The sequence below is a fragment of the Streptomyces sp. NPDC050388 genome (genome assembly GCF_040655635.1).
Classification (GTDB): domain Bacteria; phylum Actinomycetota; class Actinomycetes; order Streptomycetales; family Streptomycetaceae; genus Streptomyces.
On sequence record NZ_JBFAKH010000056.1, the window covers coordinates 36,381 to 54,118 of the forward strand.

The following is a 17,738-nucleotide window of genomic DNA, read 5'->3' on the forward strand; positions in this document are numbered from 1 at the left end:
ACGCATTTCATGAAGCAGTCTGCTGCCAAGACCCTCGGTGTCGCCGTTCTCGGCGCCGCCTTCGCCGCCGTCGGCGCGGGTGCCGCAAGTGCAGCTCCGGCCGCCCCGGCTGTCCCGAACGCCGGGGCCGCGCTGGACACCGTCGCTCAGAGCCTTCCGGCGGAGGACGTCTCCCGCGTGGCGCCGAGCGCGGACGGGGCCCTGCAGACGGGACAGGACGTGGTCGGCACGGGCATGACGACCGCGCGGCCGGTCGCCGAGCAACTGACCTCCGAGGGTCCTCAGGATCAGGTCGGCGGTCTGCTCGGGGGCCTGCCCGCGAAGGGGCTGCCCACGGAGGGTGTCGCCGTCAACGGGATCCCGCTCGGCTGACCCCCTCACCCTGATCCACCCGCGCGGACCCCGGCCGATGGGGCGCGCCCCGAGTCCGGGGCGCGCCCCATCGGTGTTCGCGCGGAACGGCACACGGACTCACCAGGCCGTCTGCGCCTTGTCCTCCGACGGGAACAGGATCCACAGCGCTATGTAGACCAGGAACTGCGGCCCGGGGAGCAGGCACGAGACCAGGAAGATCACGCGCATCGTGGTCGCGGAGGTGCCGAAGCGCCGGGCCAGTGCGGCGCACACGCCGCCGATCACACGGTTGTTGGTGGGGCGGGCGAGGCGGGACATCGTGGACTCCTTCGTGGTGTGTGCGGTTCAGTGACCCACGGCGCCGCGTCGGCTTCCGTCGGCTGTTCTACCGCTCTCCACGCTACGGAGACGAAGGGGGCAAAGCATCACTCCATGGGGCGATCCCGACCCTGGGAATCGTCGGGGTCCGACCCTGAGCCGGCTCCTCCTGGCGAAGTCCGGCGCCGGACCGGCGGCGCAGCCAGGCGCGGCCCGCCGGCACCACGGCGACATGCGCGAGCGCCGCGCCCACCGTGTTCAGCAACAGCGCGTCGACGTCCACGACCCTGCCGGGCACCGCGGTCTGCAGCATCTCGATGCCCAGCGACAGCAGTGCCGCCGCGGCCATGGTGCGGAGCAGCGAACCCAGTGGCGAGACGGTCAGCCTGCCCCCCGCCATCGGCAGCAGCACACCCAGCGGAGCGAGCAGCGCGAGCCCCTCGCCGACCCGGCGGGCCCCGGCCCCCCAGCCCAGCGCGAAGTCGGCCCGGATGCCGTCGAAGAGCCGCAGGTTGGCGGGCATCACCCAGGGGACGTTCAGGGGGCGCAGCGTGCACCAGGCGACGAACACGAGGTACGCGGCCAGGAGGAGACCTCCTGTCACACGGACACGGGACGCGGCGGTGCCGCCGACGGGGCCTTGACGCTGCACGAAACCCTAGACGCGACGCCCGACGGGATCGGTTCCGGGAAATGCCCCGTTCGCCGGGTGAGGCATGCGCCACAATCCCGCCGGCCCCGGTCCGTGGCGCCCGCCGTCCGGGATCACCCCTCGGTGACCGCCGTGGACGGGGGCTCCGTACCGCCCGGGCGGGCCCGGACCTCGTCCGTGCACCGGTAGCGGCGCGGCGGCCCGTCGTCCTGGCCGCCCAGGACCACCGAGCCGTCCCCCTCGGCCGCCGCCGAGTCGGAGAAGGTGCAGACGATCTGCGCGAGCGCGTAGGACGTCAGGCTCCCCGGCGCGGTGCTCAGGCGCAGCGCGTCCTCCGGGTCGTCGGACCGCGGACCGCTCACGGCCATCCCGCCCCGTACGTTCGTCGTGTACCCGGCCTCCTTCTCGGCGGGTGTCGGCGGCGCCGAGAGCTGGTCCAGCAGGCCCTGCGCCACCAGGGCGCGCCGCTGCCCGGAGTCCGCCGCGCCCTCCGGCACCCGTACCGTCCGGTCGACGGCCATCAGCGACGAGCCGCAGAGCAGGAACACCCGCACCGGCAGGCCCCGCGCGGGCTGCGCCGCCCCGCCCGCCTCGGCCTGCGAGCAGCGCACCCGGGAGGGCGCCGGACCGAAGTCGGTCGGCACCTCGGTGGCCCGGATCCCGCACCCGGAGAGCAGGACACCGAACGCGGTGACGGCCAGCAGTCCCGGCAGCCGTCGTGTGCCTCGTGCACCGCGTATGCCGCGTATGCCCGTCGGGCGCGGAGCCGTCCGGCGTATGTTCATCGGGCGTCCCCTCCGGCGCTCGACCGCCGAGGGCCGGCGCTGCCCTGGTCCCGCCGGGCGTTGTCGGTGTTCCCGGTGTTCCCGGCGTTGCCGGCGTTGTCGGCGGGTTCGTCGTCCCGCTCGGTCAGGGCGGATACGTCCCGCGGCAGCCGCAGCGTGAACACCGCGCCGCCCTCGGGGGAGTTGGCCGCGGTGATCTCGCCACCGTGGGCATGGGCGTTCTCCAGTGCGATGGACAGGCCCAGGCCGCTGCCTTCGGAACGCGGCCGGGAGGCACTGGCCTTGTAGAAGCGGTCGAAGACATGCGGCAGGACGTCCTCGGGGATGCCCGGCCCCTGGTCCCGCACCTCGATGACCACGGCGCCTCCGGCCATGGTGCCCCCGACCACGGCGCCTCCGTCCTCGGCGCCCGTCCCGGTGCCCTCCCCGGCGCCGTCCTCGCGGGCCCCGCCGTCCTTGCGCTCCCCGCCCTCCGAACCGCCCCCACCGGCCTCACCGCTCACAGGAGCCGCGCCGTCGCCGCCTTCCTCGCGGTCCACGCGCACCGACACCCGTACCGGCGAGCCGCCGTGCTTGAGCGCGTTGCCTATGAGGTTGGCCAGGATCACGTCCAGCCGACGCGGGTCGATCCGGGCGTGGATGCCGCGCTCCGCGTCCCACTCCACCGCGTCCAGCCAGGCGCGGGCGTCGATGCAGGCGGTGATCTGGTCGGCGATGTCGACGTCGTCGAGGACGAGACGGGCGGTGCCCGCGTCGAAGCGGGTGACCTCCATCAGGTTCTCGACCAGGTCGTTGAGCCGCCGCGTCTCACTGACCACGAGCCGTACGGCGGGTTCGATCATCGGGTCGATGCCACCGCCCTCGAACTCCAGCTCCTCCTCGAGGACTTCCGTCACCGCCGTGATCGCGGTCAGCGGAGTGCGCAGTTCGTGACTCATGTCCGCCACGAACCTGCGGGACGCCTCGTCCCGCGCGGCCATGTCGGCCACCCGTTTCTCCAGCGCCTCGGCCGCCTTGTTGAACGTCCGGGACAGATCGGCCAGTTCATCCGTCCCCGACACCCTCAGCCGGGTGTCCAGCCTGCCCTCGCCGAGTCGCCGGGCGGCGACCCCGAGCCGCTGCACCGGCTTCAGCACGGTCGTCGCCGCGGCCTGCGCCAGCAGTGCGGAGCCGATCAGGGCGAGACCGGTGGCGATACCCAGCGACCAGGCCAGCGAGTTGAGGTCCTTGGCCTCCGGCTCCAGCGACTTGAGCATGTAGCCGGTCGGCCCGCCGCCGATCGTCCGGGTGCCCGCCACCAGATAGGGGGTGCCGCCGTGGACGATCCGCTGCCAGTACAGGCGGTAGGGGTGCTTGTTGGTCGAGGTGATCTTCTGCCGCTCGTTCACCGCCTTGCGCAGCGAGGTCGGCACGTCCTGGGTCGAGAAGCCGCTCAGCCCGCCCGAACTGCCGTACACCGTGCGGCCCTGCGGGTTCTCGGCGATCAGCAGCACCGAGAACCGCTGGCTGCTGTTGGCCATCTGGCCCGCGGTGTGCTGCAGTTCCTCCTGCGTCGGATGCTCCGGCAGCGCCCCCGCCCGGTTCTGCATCTCCTGCTCGAAGTCGCCCAGCACCGCGTCCTGGGTGCGGGTGAGCACCGCCTCGCGGTTGAGCCAGTACGCGATGCCCGACGCGGACACCGCGGCGGTGAGCGCGACCAGCCCGAACACGACCACCAGCCGAAGCCGCAGACTGGTGAAGCGCAGCCGCGACCAGACCCCCTTGCGCGCCGCGGACCAGCCGCGGGAACTCTCCTGGTGCTCCTGTGTCACTGAGGCGGGTCCAGTCGGTAGCCGACACCGCGCACGGTACGGATCAAGGTCGGAGACGACGGCACGTCCTCGACCTTGGCGCGCAGCCGCTGGACACAGGCGTCCACCAGACGCGAGTCGCCCAGGTAGTCGTGCTCCCACACCAGCCGCAGCAACTGCTGCCGGGACAGCGCCTGGCCGGGCCGCCGGCTCAGTTCGAGCAGCAGCCGCAGCTCGGTCGGGGTCAGCTGGAGGTCCTCGCCGTTCTTCGTCACGGTCATCGCCGAGCGGTCGATGACCAGGCTGCCGAAGGTCGCCGCGTCGTTGGACTCCCGCTCCCCGCGGCGCAGCACCGCCCGGATCCGGGCGTCCAGCACCCTGCCCTGCACGGGTTTGACCACGTAGTCGTCGGCACCGGACTCCAGGCCGACCACCACGTCGATGTCGTCGTTGCGCGCGGTCAGCAGGATGATCGGCAACTGGTCGGTGCGCCGGATGCGCCGGCACACCTCGAATCCGTCGATGCCGGGCAGCATCACGTCCAGCACGATCAGATCGGGCCGTTGCTCGCGCAGCAGCTTCAGTCCGTCCTCACCGCTGGCAGCGGTCGCCACGCGGTGGCCCTGGCGCGTGAGTGAGAGCTCCAGGGCCGTGCGGATGGCGTCGTCGTCCTCGATCAGCAACAGGGAAGGCACGGGCTCATTCTGTCCCATGGAGGGCTCCCGGTTCGACCCGTGGGGACAGAAGCACGTGGGACCCGCACACGGACGGCCATGTGCGCCGACATCCGGCAGGGCGCCGCGGTCGACGACCGGAGCCCGGCGCGGCGGCCCCTGTGACAGCTCTGTGACAGTCGGCGGACACGGCCATGAAGTCGCCCGGGCAGGATTTTCGTCACCAGCACAACAGCACATGAAGACACCGGAAGTCCACGACGGGGGGCGCGAGATGAACACGCTGCACGGCACCAGCTCCAGCGCGGTTGTCACGCGTCTGCACGACGTGCACCGAGCCGGTGAGAAGTCCGGTGCCCTGGGCAAACGGGGGTGCGCTCGCGGCGTCGGGCGTCACACCGCCTACAGGACGGTGATCGACGCGCCCACGGGGGAAACCAACACGGGGGAAACACACGGGGGAAGCGGGTACGGGGAGGCAGAGGGGGAGCGCCGTTCGCTGTCGGAGGTGGAGTTCACCGCCTACGTCCAGGAACGACGTGCCTCCCTGTACGCGACCGCCTACCACCTGACCGGCGACCGCTTCGAGGCCGAGGACCTGCTGCAGAGCGCGCTGTTCTCGACCTACCGGGCGTGGGACCGGATCAGCGACAAGGCCGCGGTCGGCGGATACCTCCGCCGCACCATGACCAACCTGCACATCAGCGCGTGGCGCCGCCGCAAGCTGAACGAGTACCCGACCGAGGAGCTGCCGGAGACGGTCGGCGACACGGACGCGATGCGCGGCACCGAGCTGCGCGCGGTCCTGTGGCAGGCGCTGGCCCGGCTGCCCGAACTCCAGCGCACCATGCTGGTCCTGCGCTACTACGAGGGCCGCACGGACCCGGAGATCGCGGACATCCTCGGCATCAGTGTCGGCACGGTGAAGTCCAGCATCTGGCGGTCGCTCCGCCGGCTGCGCGAGGACGAGGTCCTCAGCTTCGGCCGTGACCGGGAGGACGCCTTCGGCGAACTGGTCGCCTGAAGGTACGGGGGGAACGGGGGACACAGAGAACGGGGGAACGGGGGAACAGGGGGAAGGGGAAAACGGGGAACCGAGGGGATCGGGGGATCCCAGGGGGAACCGGGGACACGGGGGACAACGGGGGAGCACGAAGAGGCGGGACTGGATGGCCGGGGGGGCCTTTCCAGTCCCGCTTTCGTGCATACGCCCCGGGTTCGCCCCGGTTACGCCGACCGCACGGTCGCACTCGCACCCGAGTCCACGCCCGAGTCCTCGGTGCGCGTGTCCGCCCCACCCTGCCTGCCGACGCCGACCCCCGCCGCCGCCAGGCGGCTCAGGGCCTCGTCGCGGTCGCAGGCGTACGCGCCGAGCGAGGTCTGGCGGGCGACGATCGTCCGCTCCAGCCGCATCAGCCGCCAGCCGCGCCGCAGCAGGAAGGGTATGGACTTGCGCCCCTCCCTGAGGTCCCGCAGGAAGCGGCGGCGGAAGGTCTTCACCGGGCCGCGGTTCAGGCACAGCGCGTCGGCCAGCAGGCCCAGTTCGCCGCAGCGCGTGACGATCTCCGCGGCGAAGATGCCCTCCGCGATGAACAGCGGAGCCCCGCCGATGTCGACCGTGTCCGCACCGGTCCGGGCGCTGAGGGAGATGTCGTACACGGGCACGTCCGTACGACCCGTGCGGCACAGCCGGCCGATGGCGGCGACGGCGGCGTCCGCGTCCCACGATCCGGGGTGGTCCCAGTCGATGTCGGAGCTGCCCGCCACCAGGGGCAGCGTCGGGTCGTCGCCCTCCTTGTAGAAGTCGTCGAGACGCAGCACCGGAAGGCCGGAGCGGGCCGCGAGGAGGGACTTGCCGGAGCCGGAGGGGCCGCAGAGCAGCACGACTCGCGCGGACAGGGGCGATTGGGAACTCACGGGACACCAGTCTGAGGCATGGAACGGGTGCTCCACGACCGTGCGGACCGGCTTTGATGCACGCGTCACACTTCCATTACGCTGCGCGTCGATCCGGTTACCGAGAGAAGCAGAGGGTGGCATCAGCAATGGCCCGATACGACGCACCCAAGAAGCCGACCGTCCGGCGCGCCCTGGCCACGCTCGCGGCCGCGGGAGCGGTCCTGGGGGTGGGCGCGGCGGCGGCAGCGGCTGACTCCGGCTCCCCGCCGGCCCTGACCGGCGCAGCCGGGCACGCCGTCGGTCCGGTCACCGGCCTCAAGCCCAACCCGCTCGCCGGAACCGGCGTCGACCCCCTCGACAACGGCGTCCGTACCCAGGTCGCCGACCTCGCGCCGGTGGACTCGCGCACGGTGACCGACCCGGTCGCCCAGGCCCCTTCGGTCGACGGCGTCCCGGTGGTCGGCCGGGCGGCGGGGGCGCTCGGCGGCTGATCCGGGGGCAGGGTGACGGCGGAGAGCCGCGCCCCCTTGGGTGGAGGGGGCGCGGCTCTCCGGGGTGCGGAGGGGGTGCCCGGTCAGTAGGCGGAGCCCGAGGCTCCCAGGGAGCCCGTCGGGTGCCAGACCGTCTTCGTCTCCAGGAAGGCCGTCATGCGCTCCGTGCCGGGAGTTGCCGACCAGTCGTCCACAGGCTGTGGACGCAGGACGCGCTTGAGGTTGTCCGCCGCCGCGATCTCCAGCTCCTTCGCCAGCGCCTCGTCGGCGCCGGCCAGGTCGATCGCGTTGACGTCCTGGTGCGCGGCCAGCGGCGCGGCGATCTCCGCCGTACGGCCGGAGAGGACGTTGACGACGCCGCCGGGCAGGTCGGAGGTGGCCAGGACCTCGCCCAGGGAGAGGGCGGGCAGCGGGGACCGCTCGCTCGCGATCACGACCGCCGTGTTGCCGGTGGCGATCACCGGGGCGACCACCGAGACCAGCCCCAGGAAGGACGACTCCTGGGGCGCCAGGACGGCGACCACGCCGGTCGGTTCGGGGGAGGACAGGTTGAAGTACGGGCCCGCGACCGGGTTTCCGCCGCCGACCACCTGGGCGATCTTGTCGGTCCAGCCCGCGTACCAGACCCAGCGGTCGACCGCCGCGTCCACCTGCTCGGCCGCCCTGGACTTCGACAGTCCCTCGGCCTCGGCGACCTCACGGACGTACTGGTCCCTGCGGCCCTCCAGCATCTCCGCGACGCGGTAGAGGATCTGGCCCCGGTTGTACGCCGTCGCGCCCGACCAGGCGCCGAACGCTTTGCGGGCGGCGACCACCGCGTCCCGGGCGTCCTTGCGGGAGGCGAGCGGTGCGTTGGCCAGCCAGTTGCCCTTCGCGTCAGACACCTCGTACACCCGGCCGCTCTCGGAACGCGGGAACTTCCCGCCGACGTACAGCTTGTAGGTCTTGAAGACCGAGAGCCGCGGTTCGGTGCTCTCGCCCTTCCGGGGCTTGTCGGCCTTCTCTGCCTTCTCTGCCTTTTCGATCTTCTCGGACTTCTCAGACATCGAGGTACGCCTCCAGGCCGTGGCGACCGCCCTCGCGGCCGAAGCCCGACTCCTTGTAGCCGCCGAACGGCGAGGTGGGATCGAACTTGTTGAACGTGTTGGACCAGACGACACCCGCGCGGAGCTTGTTCGCCACCGCCAGGATGCGGGAACCCTTCTCCGTCCAGATGCCCGCCGACAGGCCGTACGGCGTGTTGTTGGCCTTGGCGACGGCCTCGTCCGGGGTGCGGAAGGTGAGCACCGACAGCACCGGGCCGAAGATCTCGTCGCGGGCGACCGTGTGCGCCTGGGTGACGCCCGTGAACAGCGTCGGCGCGAACCAGTAGCCGTTCTCCGGGAGTTCGCAGGCCGCCGACCAGCGCTCGGCGCCCTCCGCCTCGCCCTGCTCGACGAGCGAGGTGATGCGTTCGAGCTGCTGCGCGGAGTTGATCGCGCCGATGTCGGTGTTCTTGTCCAGCGGGTCACCCAGGCGCAGCGTGGAGAGCCTGCGCTTGAGGGAGTCCAGCAGCTCGTCGTGGATGGACTCCTGGACGAGCAGGCGGCTGCCCGCGCAGCAGACCTGGCCCTGGTTGAAGAAGATGCCGTTGACGATGCCCTCTACGGCCTGGTCGATCGGGGCGTCGTCGAAGACGATGTTGGCGCCCTTGCCGCCCAGTTCGAGGGTGAGCTTCTTGCGGGTGCCCGCGACCGTGCGCGCGATCTGCTTGCCGACGGCGGTGGAGCCCGTGAAGGCGACCTTGTCGACGTCCGGGTGGGCGACCAGCGCGGCTCCGGCGCGGCCGTCGCCGGTGAGGATGTTGACGACGCCCTGGGGGAGACCGGCCTGGCGGCAGATGTCCGCGAAGAAGAGCGCCGAGAGGGGGGTGGTCTCGGCGGGCTTCAGGACGACCGTGTTGCCGGTCGCCAGCGCCGGGGCGATCTTCCACGCCAGCATGAGGAGGGGGAAGTTCCAGGGGATGACCTGGCCCGCGACGCCCAGCGGCTTCGGGTTCGCGCCGTAGCCGGCGTGGTCGAGCTTGTCCGCCCAGCCCGCGTAGTAGAAGAAGTACGCGGCGACCAGGGGGATGTCCGCGTCGCGGGTCTCCCTGATCGGCTTGCCGTTGTCGAGGGTTTCGAGGACGGCGAGTTCGCGGCTGCGTTCCTGGATGATGCGGGCGATGCGGAAGAGGTACTTCGCACGCTCCGAGCCCGGGAGCGCCGACCACTTCTCGAATGCCTTGCGGGCTGCCTTCACGGCGCGGTCGACGTCCGCCTCACCGGCCTCGGCGACCTCGGAGAGGACCTCCTCGGTGGAGGGAGAGACGGTCTTGAAGACCTTGCCGTCGGCCGCCTCGGTGAACTCGCCGTCGATGAACAGGCCGTACGAGGAGGCGATGTCGACGACCGAGCGGGACTCGGGTGCCGGCGCGTAGTCGAAAACAGGTGCCATGGTGATCAGTCCACCGTCACGTAGTCGGGGCCGGAGTAGCGGCCGGTGGCCAGCTTCTGGCGCTGCATCAGCAGGTCGTTCAGCAAGGAGGAGGCGCCGAAGCGGAACCAGTGGTTGTCCAGCCAGTCCTCGCCGACGGTCTCGTTGACCAGGACGAGGAACTTGATCGCGTCCTTGCTGGTACGGATGCCGCCGGCCGGCTTCACCCCGACCTGGACGCCGGTCTGCGCGCGGAAGTCGCGGACCGCCTCCAGCATCAGGAGGGTGTTCGCGGGCGTGGCGTTCACCGCCACCTTGCCGGTCGAGGTCTTGATGAAGTCCGCGCCGGCCAGCATGCCGAGCCAACTCGCCCGGCGGATGTTGTCGTACGTCGACAGCTCGCCCGTCTCGAAGATGACCTTCAGCCGGGCACTCGCCCCGCAGGCCTCCTTCACGGCGGTGATCTCGTCGTACACCTTCAGGTAGTTCCCGGCGAGGAACGCGCCGCGGTCGATGACCATGTCGATCTCGTCCGCGCCGGCGGCGACGGCCTCCCGGACGTCGGCCAGCTTGACCGCGAGCGGGGCGCGGCCTGCCGGGAAGGCGGTCGCGACGGAGGCGACCTTGACCGCGGAGCCGGCGACGGCCTCCTTCGCCGTGGCCACCATGTCGGGGTAGACGCAGACCGCGGCCGTGGCGGGGGTCGTGCGGTCGGTCGGGTCGGGGCGGACCGCCTTCGCGCCGAGCGCCCGGACCTTGCCCGGGGTGTCCGCGCCTTCCAGCGTCGTCAGGTCGACCATCGAGATGGCGAGGTCGATGGCGTACGCCTTCGCGGTCGTCTTGATCGAGCGGGTGCCGAGCGAGGCGGCACGCGCCTCCAGGCCGACCGCGTCGACCCCGGGCAGCCCGTGCAGGAAGCGACGCAGCGTGCCGTCGGACGCGGTGACGTCGCTGAGAGCGTGTGGTGCAGTGGAGGACATGGTCACCAGCCGAGCATATCTACGCGCGTAGCGGCTGTACAGTCCTCCTGCCCGTTTCCGACCCGCCCACCACCCACCGGCGCGTGCGGACCCGTCGGGCAGAATCGGAGGCATGAACACCCCAGCGCAGCAGCCGTCCGCCCCGGAGCCCGAGAGCGGGCACGGGCCCGAAGGCCCCGAGGCCGAGGACCGGGTGTACCGGTCGACCCCGGGCATCGCCGGTGGCGTGCTGCTGCTGGCGATCGTCGGCTGGCTCTGCGTCGACGCCGTGGTCACCGGTGAGGGCCGGGCCCCGTGGCTGGCGCTCGCCACGCTGCTGGCGACCGCGCCCCCGGTGGTCGCCTACACCCTGCTGCCCGCCGTGTACGCCGACGACGACCGGCTGCGCGTCCGCAATCCCTTCCGCACGATCGTGCTGCCCTGGGGCCGGGTCGCCGCACTGCGCGCCGGTTACACCAACGAGGTCGTCTCCGACGTCGGCACCAAGTACCAGCTGTGGGCCCTGCCCGTGTCCCTGCGGGCCCGCAAGCGGGCCGCGCGGCGGGAGATGCGGGCCGCGGGCGAGCGGGCGCAGGGCGTCGACGTCCGCACCGCGGGGCAGATCCCGAGGGCGGGCGGCGCGTCCCGGCGCGGAAGTGCCGCGCCCGTGCCGGGCGGATCGGAAGGGCCGGAGCGGGCGCCGAGCGACCGCGCGATGGACGAACTGCGCGAGCTGCACGAGGACCGGCAGACCGCGGGGAGCGCGCAGGGCGAGGTGAGCGTGCGCTGGTCCTACGAGGTCCTGGCCCCGACGCTCGCCGGGGTGGTCCTGCTGACGGTCCTGCTGGCCGTCGCCTGAGCCCGGGGGCGACGACCGGAGGGGCCCGCGGTCCGCAGAACCGCGGACCCCTCCGGTTCTCGACCGCTCAGATACCGGCCGCCGCCTTCAGGTCCTGCTTGATCGCGGTCAGCAGGGCGGCCGCCCTGGCGCGGGCCGCGGGCAGGTCGGCCCGGGCGGTGACCGGGACGACGACCTCCAGGTAGCACTTCAGCTTCGGCTCCGTACCGCTCGGGCGGACGACGACGCGGGCACCCTGAAGGGTGTAGCGCAGGCCGTCGGTGGGCGGGAGGGTGTCCGTGCCGCGGGTCAGGTCCTCGGCCCGGGTGATGCGCAGGCCGGCCAGTGCGGTCGGGGGGTTCTCGCGCAGGCGGCGCATGGCGTCCGCGATGAGCGACAGGTCCTCGACGCGGGCCGACAGCTGGTCGGTCGCGTGCAGGCCGTGGGTCACGGCGAGGTCGTCGAGGAGGTCCAGGAGGGTACGGCCCTCCGCCTTCAGCTCGGAGGCCAGTTCGGCGAGGAGCAGCGCGGCCGTGATGCCGTCCTTGTCGCGCACGCCCTCCGGATCGACGCAGTAGCCCAGCGCCTCCTCGTAGCCGTAGCGCAGGCCCTCGACCCGGGCGATCCACTTGAAGCCGGTCAGGGTCTCCTCGTGCGGCAGCCCCGCCTGCTCGGCGATGCGGGCGAGGAGGGTCGAGGACACGATCGACTCGGCGAACGTGCCGGTCGCGCCGCGCCGGACCAGGTGGGCGGCGAGCAGGGCGCCGACCTCGTCACCGCGCAGCATGCGCCAGCCCCCGTCGCCGGTGCCCTCCCCGCCGTCCTTGACGGCCGCGGCGCAGCGGTCGGCGTCCGGGTCGTTGGCGATGACCAGGTCGGGCTCGGCCTCGCGGGCCTTCGCGAAGGCCAGGTCCATCGCGCCGGGCTCCTCCGGGTTGGGGAACGCGACGGTGGGGAAGTCCGGGTCGGGCTCGGCCTGTTCGGCGACCAGGATCGGCTCCGGGAAGCCGGCCCGGGCGAACGCGGCGAGCAGGACGTCCTTGCCGACGCCGTGCATCGCGGTGTAGACCGTGCGGGCACTGCGGGGGGAGCCCTCGGCCAGGACCGCGTCCGTGCGGGCGAGGTAGGCCTCCAGGACGGAGTCGTCGAGGGTCTGCCAGCCGCTGGTGGGACGGGGCACGTCGTGCAGGGACCTGACGGCCGCGATCTCGGCGGCGATCTCCGCGTCGGCGGGGGGGACGATCTGGGACCCGTCGCCGAGGTACACCTTGTAGCCGTTGTCGCGGGGCGGGTTGTGGCTGGCGGTGACCTCGACCCCGGCGACCGCGCCGAGGTGCCGGATGGCGAAGGCGAGCACCGGGGTGGGGAGGGGGCGGGGGAGGACGGCCGCCCGGAGACCGGCGCCGGTCATCACGGCGGCGGTGTCGCGGGCGAAGTCCGCCGACTTGTGCCGGGCGTCGTAGCCGATCACGACGAGGCCGGCTGTCTCGTCCCCGTGGGGGGTCCCCTGCTTCCTGAGGTACGCGGCGAGGCCGGCGGCGGCGCGGATGACGACGGCGCGGTTCATGCGCATCGGGCCGGCGCCCAGTTCGCCGCGGAGACCGGCGGTGCCGAACTGGAGGGTGCCGCTGAAGCGGGCGGCGAGTTCGGCGCCGGCGCCGGCGCCGTCCGTGGCGTTCCCGTCGAGCTTGTCGAGAAGGCCCGCGAGTTCCGCACGGGTCTCGGGGTCGGGGTCCTCGGCGAGCCAGGTGCGGGCCCGAGCGGTCAGGTCGTCGTGCACGTGTCGGTCAGCCTCTCGAGTGGTCGGTTGAGTCGTCCCGCCCCTGCCCCGCCGCCGGGGGCCGCGGGCGGTTACAGGCGGCCCAGTACCTGGGTCAGGAGGGTGCCCATGCGGGAGGCGGAGTCCCGGCCCGCCTGGAGGACCTCCTCGTGGTTGAGCGGTTCACCGGTCATACCGGCGGCGAGGTTGGTGACCAGGGAGATGCCGAGCACCTCCGCGCCCGCCTCCCGCGCGGCGATGGCCTCGAGCACCGTCGACATGCCCACCAGGTCCGCCCCGATCACCCGTGCCATGCGGATCTCCGCCGGGGTCTCGTAGTGCGGGCCGGGGAACTGGGCGTAGACGCCCTCCTCCAGGGTCGCGTCGATCTCCTTGCAGAGGGCGCGCAGCCGGGGGGAGTAGAGGTCGGTGAGGTCGACGAAGTTGGCGCCGACGATGGGGGAGGTGGCCGTGAGGTTGATGTGGTCGCTGATCAGGACCGGCTGGCCGGGGCGCATGCCCTCGCGCAGGCCGCCGCAGCCGTTGGTCAGGACGATCGTCTTGGCGCCGGCGGCGACGGCGGTGCGCACGCCGTGGGCGACGGAGGCCACGCCGCGGCCCTCGTAGTAGTGGGTGCGGCCCAGGAAGACCAGGACCCGCTTGGCGCCGAGGCGGTACGAGCGGATCTTGCCTCCGTGCCCCTCGACCGCCGGCGGCGGGAAGCCGGGCAGCTCGGTGACCTGGAACTCGGCGTCGGGTGTGCCGAGGGCGTCCACGGCCGGTGCCCAGCCGGAGCCCATCACGAGGGCGACGTCGTGGGTCTCGGCGCCCGTGAGCTCGCGCAGGCGCGCGGCTGCGGCGTCGGCTGCGGCGTGGGGGTCGCCCTGGATGTCGTCCGGAAGAAGAGAAGCGTTCACGCGGATGAGGGTAGCCGGTCTTCGCCTACGCGCGTAGATATCAAAGCTCACGGGCCCGCGATCGTTGTCTTGTCGTTTCCGGGAATGCCTTGCCGGCTCGGGCCTGTCCGGCGGATCAGGTCGCAGGGAATCGGCGGCGCCTTGTCGGCGCGGGTGGGCGGGGGCGATGGGGGTCCCTCCCGCTCATGGGGTCCCTCCCGCTCATGGAGGTCCCTCCCGCTCGAGCGAAGTCGAGAGTGGGGGAGAAGTCGAGAGTGGGGGAGCGTGGAGCCGCGAGGCGGAGGAGGGCGTCGACGCGACGGGGGTCCTCCCTGCTCGAGCTCGTCGAGAGCTCGGGGAGTCGGCAACCGACGACAACGCCGCTGGGGGTTCCCCTGCTCGAAGAGCTTCGGGCAGCGCGTGCCGGCCCCCGCGTCCGCGGCATGATCCGCCGGACAGGCCCCAGGGCGGGCAGGTCTCGACGTCCCGGCTCGGGCGCGGGTTCAGCAGGGGCGTTTGCGCAGTTCCATCACGTAGTCGTGGGGGGCGCCCGCGGATTCCGCCGCGTCGGCGATCTCGCCGAGGTAGCGGGCCGAGGGGAGGCCGCCCTCGTAGGCGTTCAGGACGTAGGTCCAGGCGGGTTCCTCGCCGTCCAGGGTGTGGACGCGGACGCGGATGCGCCGGTAGATGTCCAGACCCGTGCCCTCCCAGTGGTCCAGGGACTCCTCGTCCATGGGGGCGATGTCGTACAGCGCGACGAAGACCTGGGCGAAGTGGTCCTCGACGATCGTCGCGAGCGCGCCGCCTCCCGCGGCCGGGTCGGTGGGCTCGGCCGGGTCGGTGGACCCGCTCGGCCGGTGCACGCCCAGGTTCTCGCCCCCGAAGGTCAGCCGCCACCCGTTCAGCCAGCCGGTGGCGCGCAGCGGCGAGTGCGGGGCGCGGCGGGACATCAGCCGCGCGTCGAGGTTGCCGGCGTACGCGGCGTAGAGCGACATATGGGAGAGCGTACGGCAGCCGTACCGCGGGCCACTCCGGTAACAGGGGGGCCACGGGGGTGGCCCCCGGACGGTCGCACGGTGAAGTGTGCGGGACAATGGAGCATGTGACTCGGATCGTGATCATCGGTGGCGGACCCGGCGGCTACGAAGCGGCGCTGGTCGCCGCGCAGCTCGGCGCGGAGGTGACCGTCGTCGACTGCGACGGTCTGGGCGGGGCGTCGGTGCTCACCGACTGCGTGCCCTCGAAGACCCTGATCGCCACGGCCGAGGTGATGACCACCTTCGACTCCTCCTACGAGGAACTCGGCATCATCGTGGCCGACGACACCCCGCACGTGGAGCAGGCCGCCCGGGTCGTGGGCGTGGACCTGGGGAAGGTGAACCGCCGGGTGAAGCGGCTGGCCCTGGCCCAGTCGCACGACATCGCCGCGTCCGTGACGCGGGCCGGCGCGCGGGTGATGCGCGGGCGGGGGCGGCTCGAGGGCATGCAGGCCCTGGACGGGTCGCGCAAGGTCGTGGTCCGGGCCGCCGACGGGTCCGAGGAGACGCTGACCGCCGACGCGGTGCTCATCGCCACCGGTGGCCACCCCCGCGAGCTGCCCGACGCGCGGCCCGACGGCGAGCGCATCCTCAACTGGACACAGGTGTACGACCTGAACGAGCTTCCCGAGGAGCTCATCGTGGTCGGCTCCGGTGTGACCGGTGCCGAGTTCGCCGGTGCCTACCAGGCGCTGGGGTCGAAGGTGACGCTCGTGTCGTCGCGCGACCGGGTGCTGCCGGGTGAGGACCCGGACGCCGCCGCGGTGCTGGAGGACGTCTTCCGCCGGCGCGGCATGAACGTCATGGCGCGTTCGCGCGCGCAGTCCGCCAAGCGGGTCGGGGACCGGGTGGAGGTGACCCTCGCCGACGGGCGGGTCATCACCGGGTCGCACTGCCTGATGGCCGTCGGCGCCATCCCGAACTCCGAGGGCATGGGGCTCGAGGAGGCCGGGGTCAGGCTGCGCGAGTCGGGGCACATCTGGACCGACAGGGTCTCCCGGACCACCGCTCCGGGCGTGTACGCGGCCGGCGACGTCACCGGCGTCTTCGCGCTGGCGTCGGTGGCGGCGATGCAGGGGCGGATCGCCATGTACCACTTCCTGGGCGACGCGGTGGCTCCGCTGAACCTGAAGACCGTCTCGTCGAACGTCTTCACCGACCCCGAGATCGCCACCGTCGGCTACAGCCAGGCCGAGGTCGACGCCGGGAAGATCGACGCGCGGGTCGTGAAGCTGCCGCTGCTGCGCAACCCCCGCGCGAAGATGCAGGGCATCCGCGACGGCTTCGTCAAGATCTTCTGCCGGCCGGGCACCGAGATCGTGGTGGGCGGCGTCGTCGTGGCGCCGCGCGCCTCGGAACTCATCCACCCCATCTCGCTCGCGGTCGACAACAACCTGACGGTCGAGCAGATCGCGAACGCCTTCACCGTGTACCCCTCGCTGTCGGGATCGATCGCCGAGGTGGCACGGCAGCTGCACACGCGCAAGGTGGCGGGAGAGGCCTGACGGCCCGGCGGCCTGACGGCCCGGCAGCCCGGCGGCTGAAAGCAACTCCCCGTCGGTCACGGGGAGTTGCCGGATGGGTGTTCGGCATATGCGAGGCGACTAGGGCTTATACCACTCGGCGGTCGGGTGCGCGAACAACTTCTGCTATTCAGCGCAAAGTGCTGAAAGCAGACGGTCGCCGGCGTTACTGTCAGTTTCGTGTTCGCTGCAGAACGTCGCCAATTGATCCTCGAAATGGTGCGAGCGAACGGGGCCGTGTCGCTCCGTGAGCTCGCCCGCGTCGTCCAGACCTCCGAAGTGACCGTACGGCGGGACGTGCGCGCGCTGGAGGCAGAAGGACTCCTCGACCGCCGGCACGGCGGTGCGGTACTGCCGGGCGGGTTCACGCGGGAGTCCGGCTTCCCGCAGAAGTCACATCTCGCGACCGCCGAGAAGACCGCCATCGCCGACCTCGCCGCCGGCTTCGTGGAGGAGGGCGAGGCCGTCGTGGTCGGTGCGGGCACCACCACGCAGGAGCTGGCCCGCCGGCTGGCCCGGGTGCCCGGTCTGACCGTCGTCACCAACTCCCTGCTCGTGGCCCAGGCGCTGGCGCACGCCAACCGGGTGGAGGTCGTGATGACCGGCGGTACGCTCCGCGGTTCGAACTACGCCCTCGTCGGCAGCGGAGCCGAGCAGTCCCTCCAGGGGCTGCGGGTGTCCAGGGCGTTCCTCTCCGGGAGCGGGCTGACCGCCGAGCGGGGGTTGTCCACGTCCAACATGCTGTCGGCCTCCGTCGACCGGGCGCTGGTGCAGGCCGCCGCGGAGGTGGTGGTCCTCGCCGACCACAGCAAGCTCGGCATGGACACCATGTTCCAGACCGTGCCCACGGACGTCATCACCCGCCTGGTGACGGACGAGCCGCCCGCGCACGACGACCGCGCCGGCACCGAGTTGCAGGCGCTCGCCGACCAGGGCGTGCAGATCGCCGTGGCCGGGGCGCCGGGAGGTGCCGCGGGCTCGGGGGGTGACACGGCCCCGGCACGTCAGCAGCAACGCCGGGACATGCCGCTGCCGGGGCCGCGTCGACAGGGGCCGGGGCTGCGTTCGGCCGTGGCCCTGGGAGCGGCCGAACAGGCCCAGAGTGCGGAGCGGGCACGCGTCGCGGACCTGCGCAGACGGTGATGACGCCGGGCGCCCGGCGGAGCCTTCGAGGCTCCGCCGGGCGCCCGGGGGTGTCGTACGGGTCGGTCGGGCCGTCAGTCCTTGATCTCGCAGATCACCGCGCCGGAGGTGACCGACGCGCCCACCTCGGCGTTCAGCCCCTTGACCGTGCCCGAGCGGTGCGCGT

The 17,738-nt window shown here is 72.4% G+C and carries 18 protein-coding genes; 6 read left to right on the plus strand and 12 right to left on the minus strand.

Annotated features, from left to right (window positions below; genetic code table 11):
* Positions 1-9: 9 nt before the first annotated feature.
* On the plus strand, positions 10-372 hold the full coding sequence (locus tag AB0I73_RS27695) for an ATP-binding protein (RefSeq protein ID WP_363041728.1): 363 nt from the start codon (positions 10-12) through the stop codon (positions 370-372).
* 99 nt (positions 373-471) lie between these two features.
* Here the strand turns inward: AB0I73_RS27695 and AB0I73_RS27700 are convergent, their stop codons facing one another.
* From AB0I73_RS27700 to afsQ1, 5 genes are all read right to left on the minus strand, one after another.
* On the minus strand, positions 472-672 hold the full coding sequence (locus tag AB0I73_RS27700; protein WP_363041730.1) for a PspC domain-containing protein: 201 nt from the start codon (positions 670-672) through the stop codon (positions 472-474).
* A gap of 82 nt (positions 673-754) precedes the next feature.
* Positions 755-1,324, minus strand: coding sequence for a VanZ family protein (locus AB0I73_RS27705; RefSeq protein WP_363041732.1), 570 nt, complete (start codon positions 1,322-1,324; stop codon positions 755-757).
* Between the two features lie 113 nt (positions 1,325-1,437).
* Positions 1,438-2,109 carry a hypothetical protein gene (locus AB0I73_RS27710; RefSeq protein WP_258308308.1) on the minus strand — a complete coding sequence of 224 codons (672 nt, stop codon included), beginning with the start codon at positions 2,107-2,109 and terminating at the stop codon, positions 1,438-1,440.
* Positions 2,106-3,920, minus strand: a complete 1,815-nt coding sequence (locus AB0I73_RS27715) for a HAMP domain-containing sensor histidine kinase (protein WP_363041734.1) — start codon at positions 3,918-3,920, stop codon at positions 2,106-2,108. The genes AB0I73_RS27710 and AB0I73_RS27715 overlap by 4 nt, the downstream gene beginning before the upstream one ends.
* Positions 3,917-4,594: a two-component system response regulator AfsQ1 gene (gene afsQ1 / locus AB0I73_RS27720; protein WP_158101933.1), complete on the minus strand. Its 678-nt coding sequence runs from the start codon at positions 4,592-4,594 to the stop codon at positions 3,917-3,919. Before afsQ1 ends, AB0I73_RS27715 begins: the two co-directional genes overlap by 4 nt.
* 253 nt (positions 4,595-4,847) lie before the next feature.
* Here afsQ1 and AB0I73_RS27725 point away from each other — a divergent pair, with 253 nt between their 5' ends.
* The gene (locus AB0I73_RS27725; RefSeq protein WP_363041765.1) at positions 4,848-5,597 is read left to right on the plus strand and encodes a SigE family RNA polymerase sigma factor; all 750 of its coding nucleotides are present in this window, start codon (positions 4,848-4,850) and stop codon (positions 5,595-5,597) included.
* A gap of 203 nt (positions 5,598-5,800) precedes the next feature.
* Here the strand turns inward: AB0I73_RS27725 and AB0I73_RS27730 are convergent, their stop codons facing one another.
* On the minus strand, positions 5,801-6,490 hold the full coding sequence (locus AB0I73_RS27730) for a uridine kinase (protein WP_363041737.1): 690 nt from the start codon (positions 6,488-6,490) through the stop codon (positions 5,801-5,803).
* A 128-nt stretch (positions 6,491-6,618) separates the two neighbouring features.
* Here AB0I73_RS27730 and AB0I73_RS27735 point away from each other — a divergent pair, with 128 nt between their 5' ends.
* A complete protein-coding gene (locus AB0I73_RS27735) occupies positions 6,619-6,963 on the plus strand; it encodes a hypothetical protein (protein WP_363041739.1) in 345 nt (114 codons plus the stop codon).
* An 83-nt stretch (positions 6,964-7,046) separates the two neighbouring features.
* Here AB0I73_RS27735 and AB0I73_RS27740 read toward each other — a convergent pair whose 3' ends face one another.
* Genes AB0I73_RS27740 through deoC form a run of 3 tightly spaced genes read right to left on the minus strand, consistent with a single transcriptional unit; the run spans position 7,047 to position 10,397 of the window.
* The gene (locus AB0I73_RS27740; protein WP_363041741.1) at positions 7,047-8,009 is read right to left on the minus strand and encodes an aldehyde dehydrogenase family protein; all 963 of its coding nucleotides are present in this window, start codon (positions 8,007-8,009) and stop codon (positions 7,047-7,049) included.
* On the minus strand, positions 8,002-9,438 hold the full coding sequence (locus tag AB0I73_RS27745) for an aldehyde dehydrogenase family protein (RefSeq protein ID WP_363041743.1): 1,437 nt from the start codon (positions 9,436-9,438) through the stop codon (positions 8,002-8,004). The genes AB0I73_RS27740 and AB0I73_RS27745 overlap by 8 nt, the downstream gene beginning before the upstream one ends.
* Positions 9,439-9,443: 5 nt before the next feature.
* Positions 9,444-10,397, minus strand: coding sequence for a deoxyribose-phosphate aldolase (gene deoC / locus AB0I73_RS27750; RefSeq protein WP_109377872.1), 954 nt, complete (start codon positions 10,395-10,397; stop codon positions 9,444-9,446).
* A gap of 112 nt (positions 10,398-10,509) precedes the next feature.
* Here deoC and AB0I73_RS27755 point away from each other — a divergent pair, with 112 nt between their 5' ends.
* Entirely contained in the window at positions 10,510-11,235 is a 726-nt protein-coding gene (locus AB0I73_RS27755; protein ID WP_363041745.1) for a PH domain-containing protein, read from the plus strand.
* A gap of 67 nt (positions 11,236-11,302) precedes the next feature.
* Here AB0I73_RS27755 and AB0I73_RS27760 read toward each other — a convergent pair whose 3' ends face one another.
* The 3 genes from AB0I73_RS27760 to AB0I73_RS27770 all read right to left on the minus strand — a co-directional run bounded on the left by AB0I73_RS27760 (position 11,303) and on the right by AB0I73_RS27770 (position 14,864).
* A complete protein-coding gene (locus tag AB0I73_RS27760) occupies positions 11,303-12,994 on the minus strand; it encodes a phospho-sugar mutase (RefSeq protein WP_363041747.1) in 1,692 nt (563 codons plus the stop codon).
* Between the two features lie 71 nt (positions 12,995-13,065).
* The gene (locus AB0I73_RS27765; protein ID WP_363041749.1) at positions 13,066-13,890 is read right to left on the minus strand and encodes a purine-nucleoside phosphorylase; all 825 of its coding nucleotides are present in this window, start codon (positions 13,888-13,890) and stop codon (positions 13,066-13,068) included.
* 482 nt (positions 13,891-14,372) lie between these two features.
* Positions 14,373-14,864 carry a gamma-glutamylcyclotransferase gene (locus AB0I73_RS27770; protein WP_363041751.1) on the minus strand — a complete coding sequence of 164 codons (492 nt, stop codon included), beginning with the start codon at positions 14,862-14,864 and terminating at the stop codon, positions 14,373-14,375.
* 98 nt (positions 14,865-14,962) lie between these two features.
* Here AB0I73_RS27770 and AB0I73_RS27775 point away from each other — a divergent pair, with 98 nt between their 5' ends.
* Both AB0I73_RS27775 and AB0I73_RS27780 read left to right on the plus strand, forming a co-directional pair.
* Complete coding sequence (locus tag AB0I73_RS27775; RefSeq protein ID WP_363041753.1) at positions 14,963-16,411, plus strand: NAD(P)H-quinone dehydrogenase; 1,449 nt, start codon at positions 14,963-14,965, stop codon at positions 16,409-16,411.
* A 198-nt stretch (positions 16,412-16,609) separates the two neighbouring features.
* Positions 16,610-17,572: a DeoR/GlpR family DNA-binding transcription regulator gene (locus tag AB0I73_RS27780; protein WP_363041755.1), complete on the plus strand. Its 963-nt coding sequence runs from the start codon at positions 16,610-16,612 to the stop codon at positions 17,570-17,572.
* Positions 17,573-17,738 lie beyond the last annotated feature (166 nt).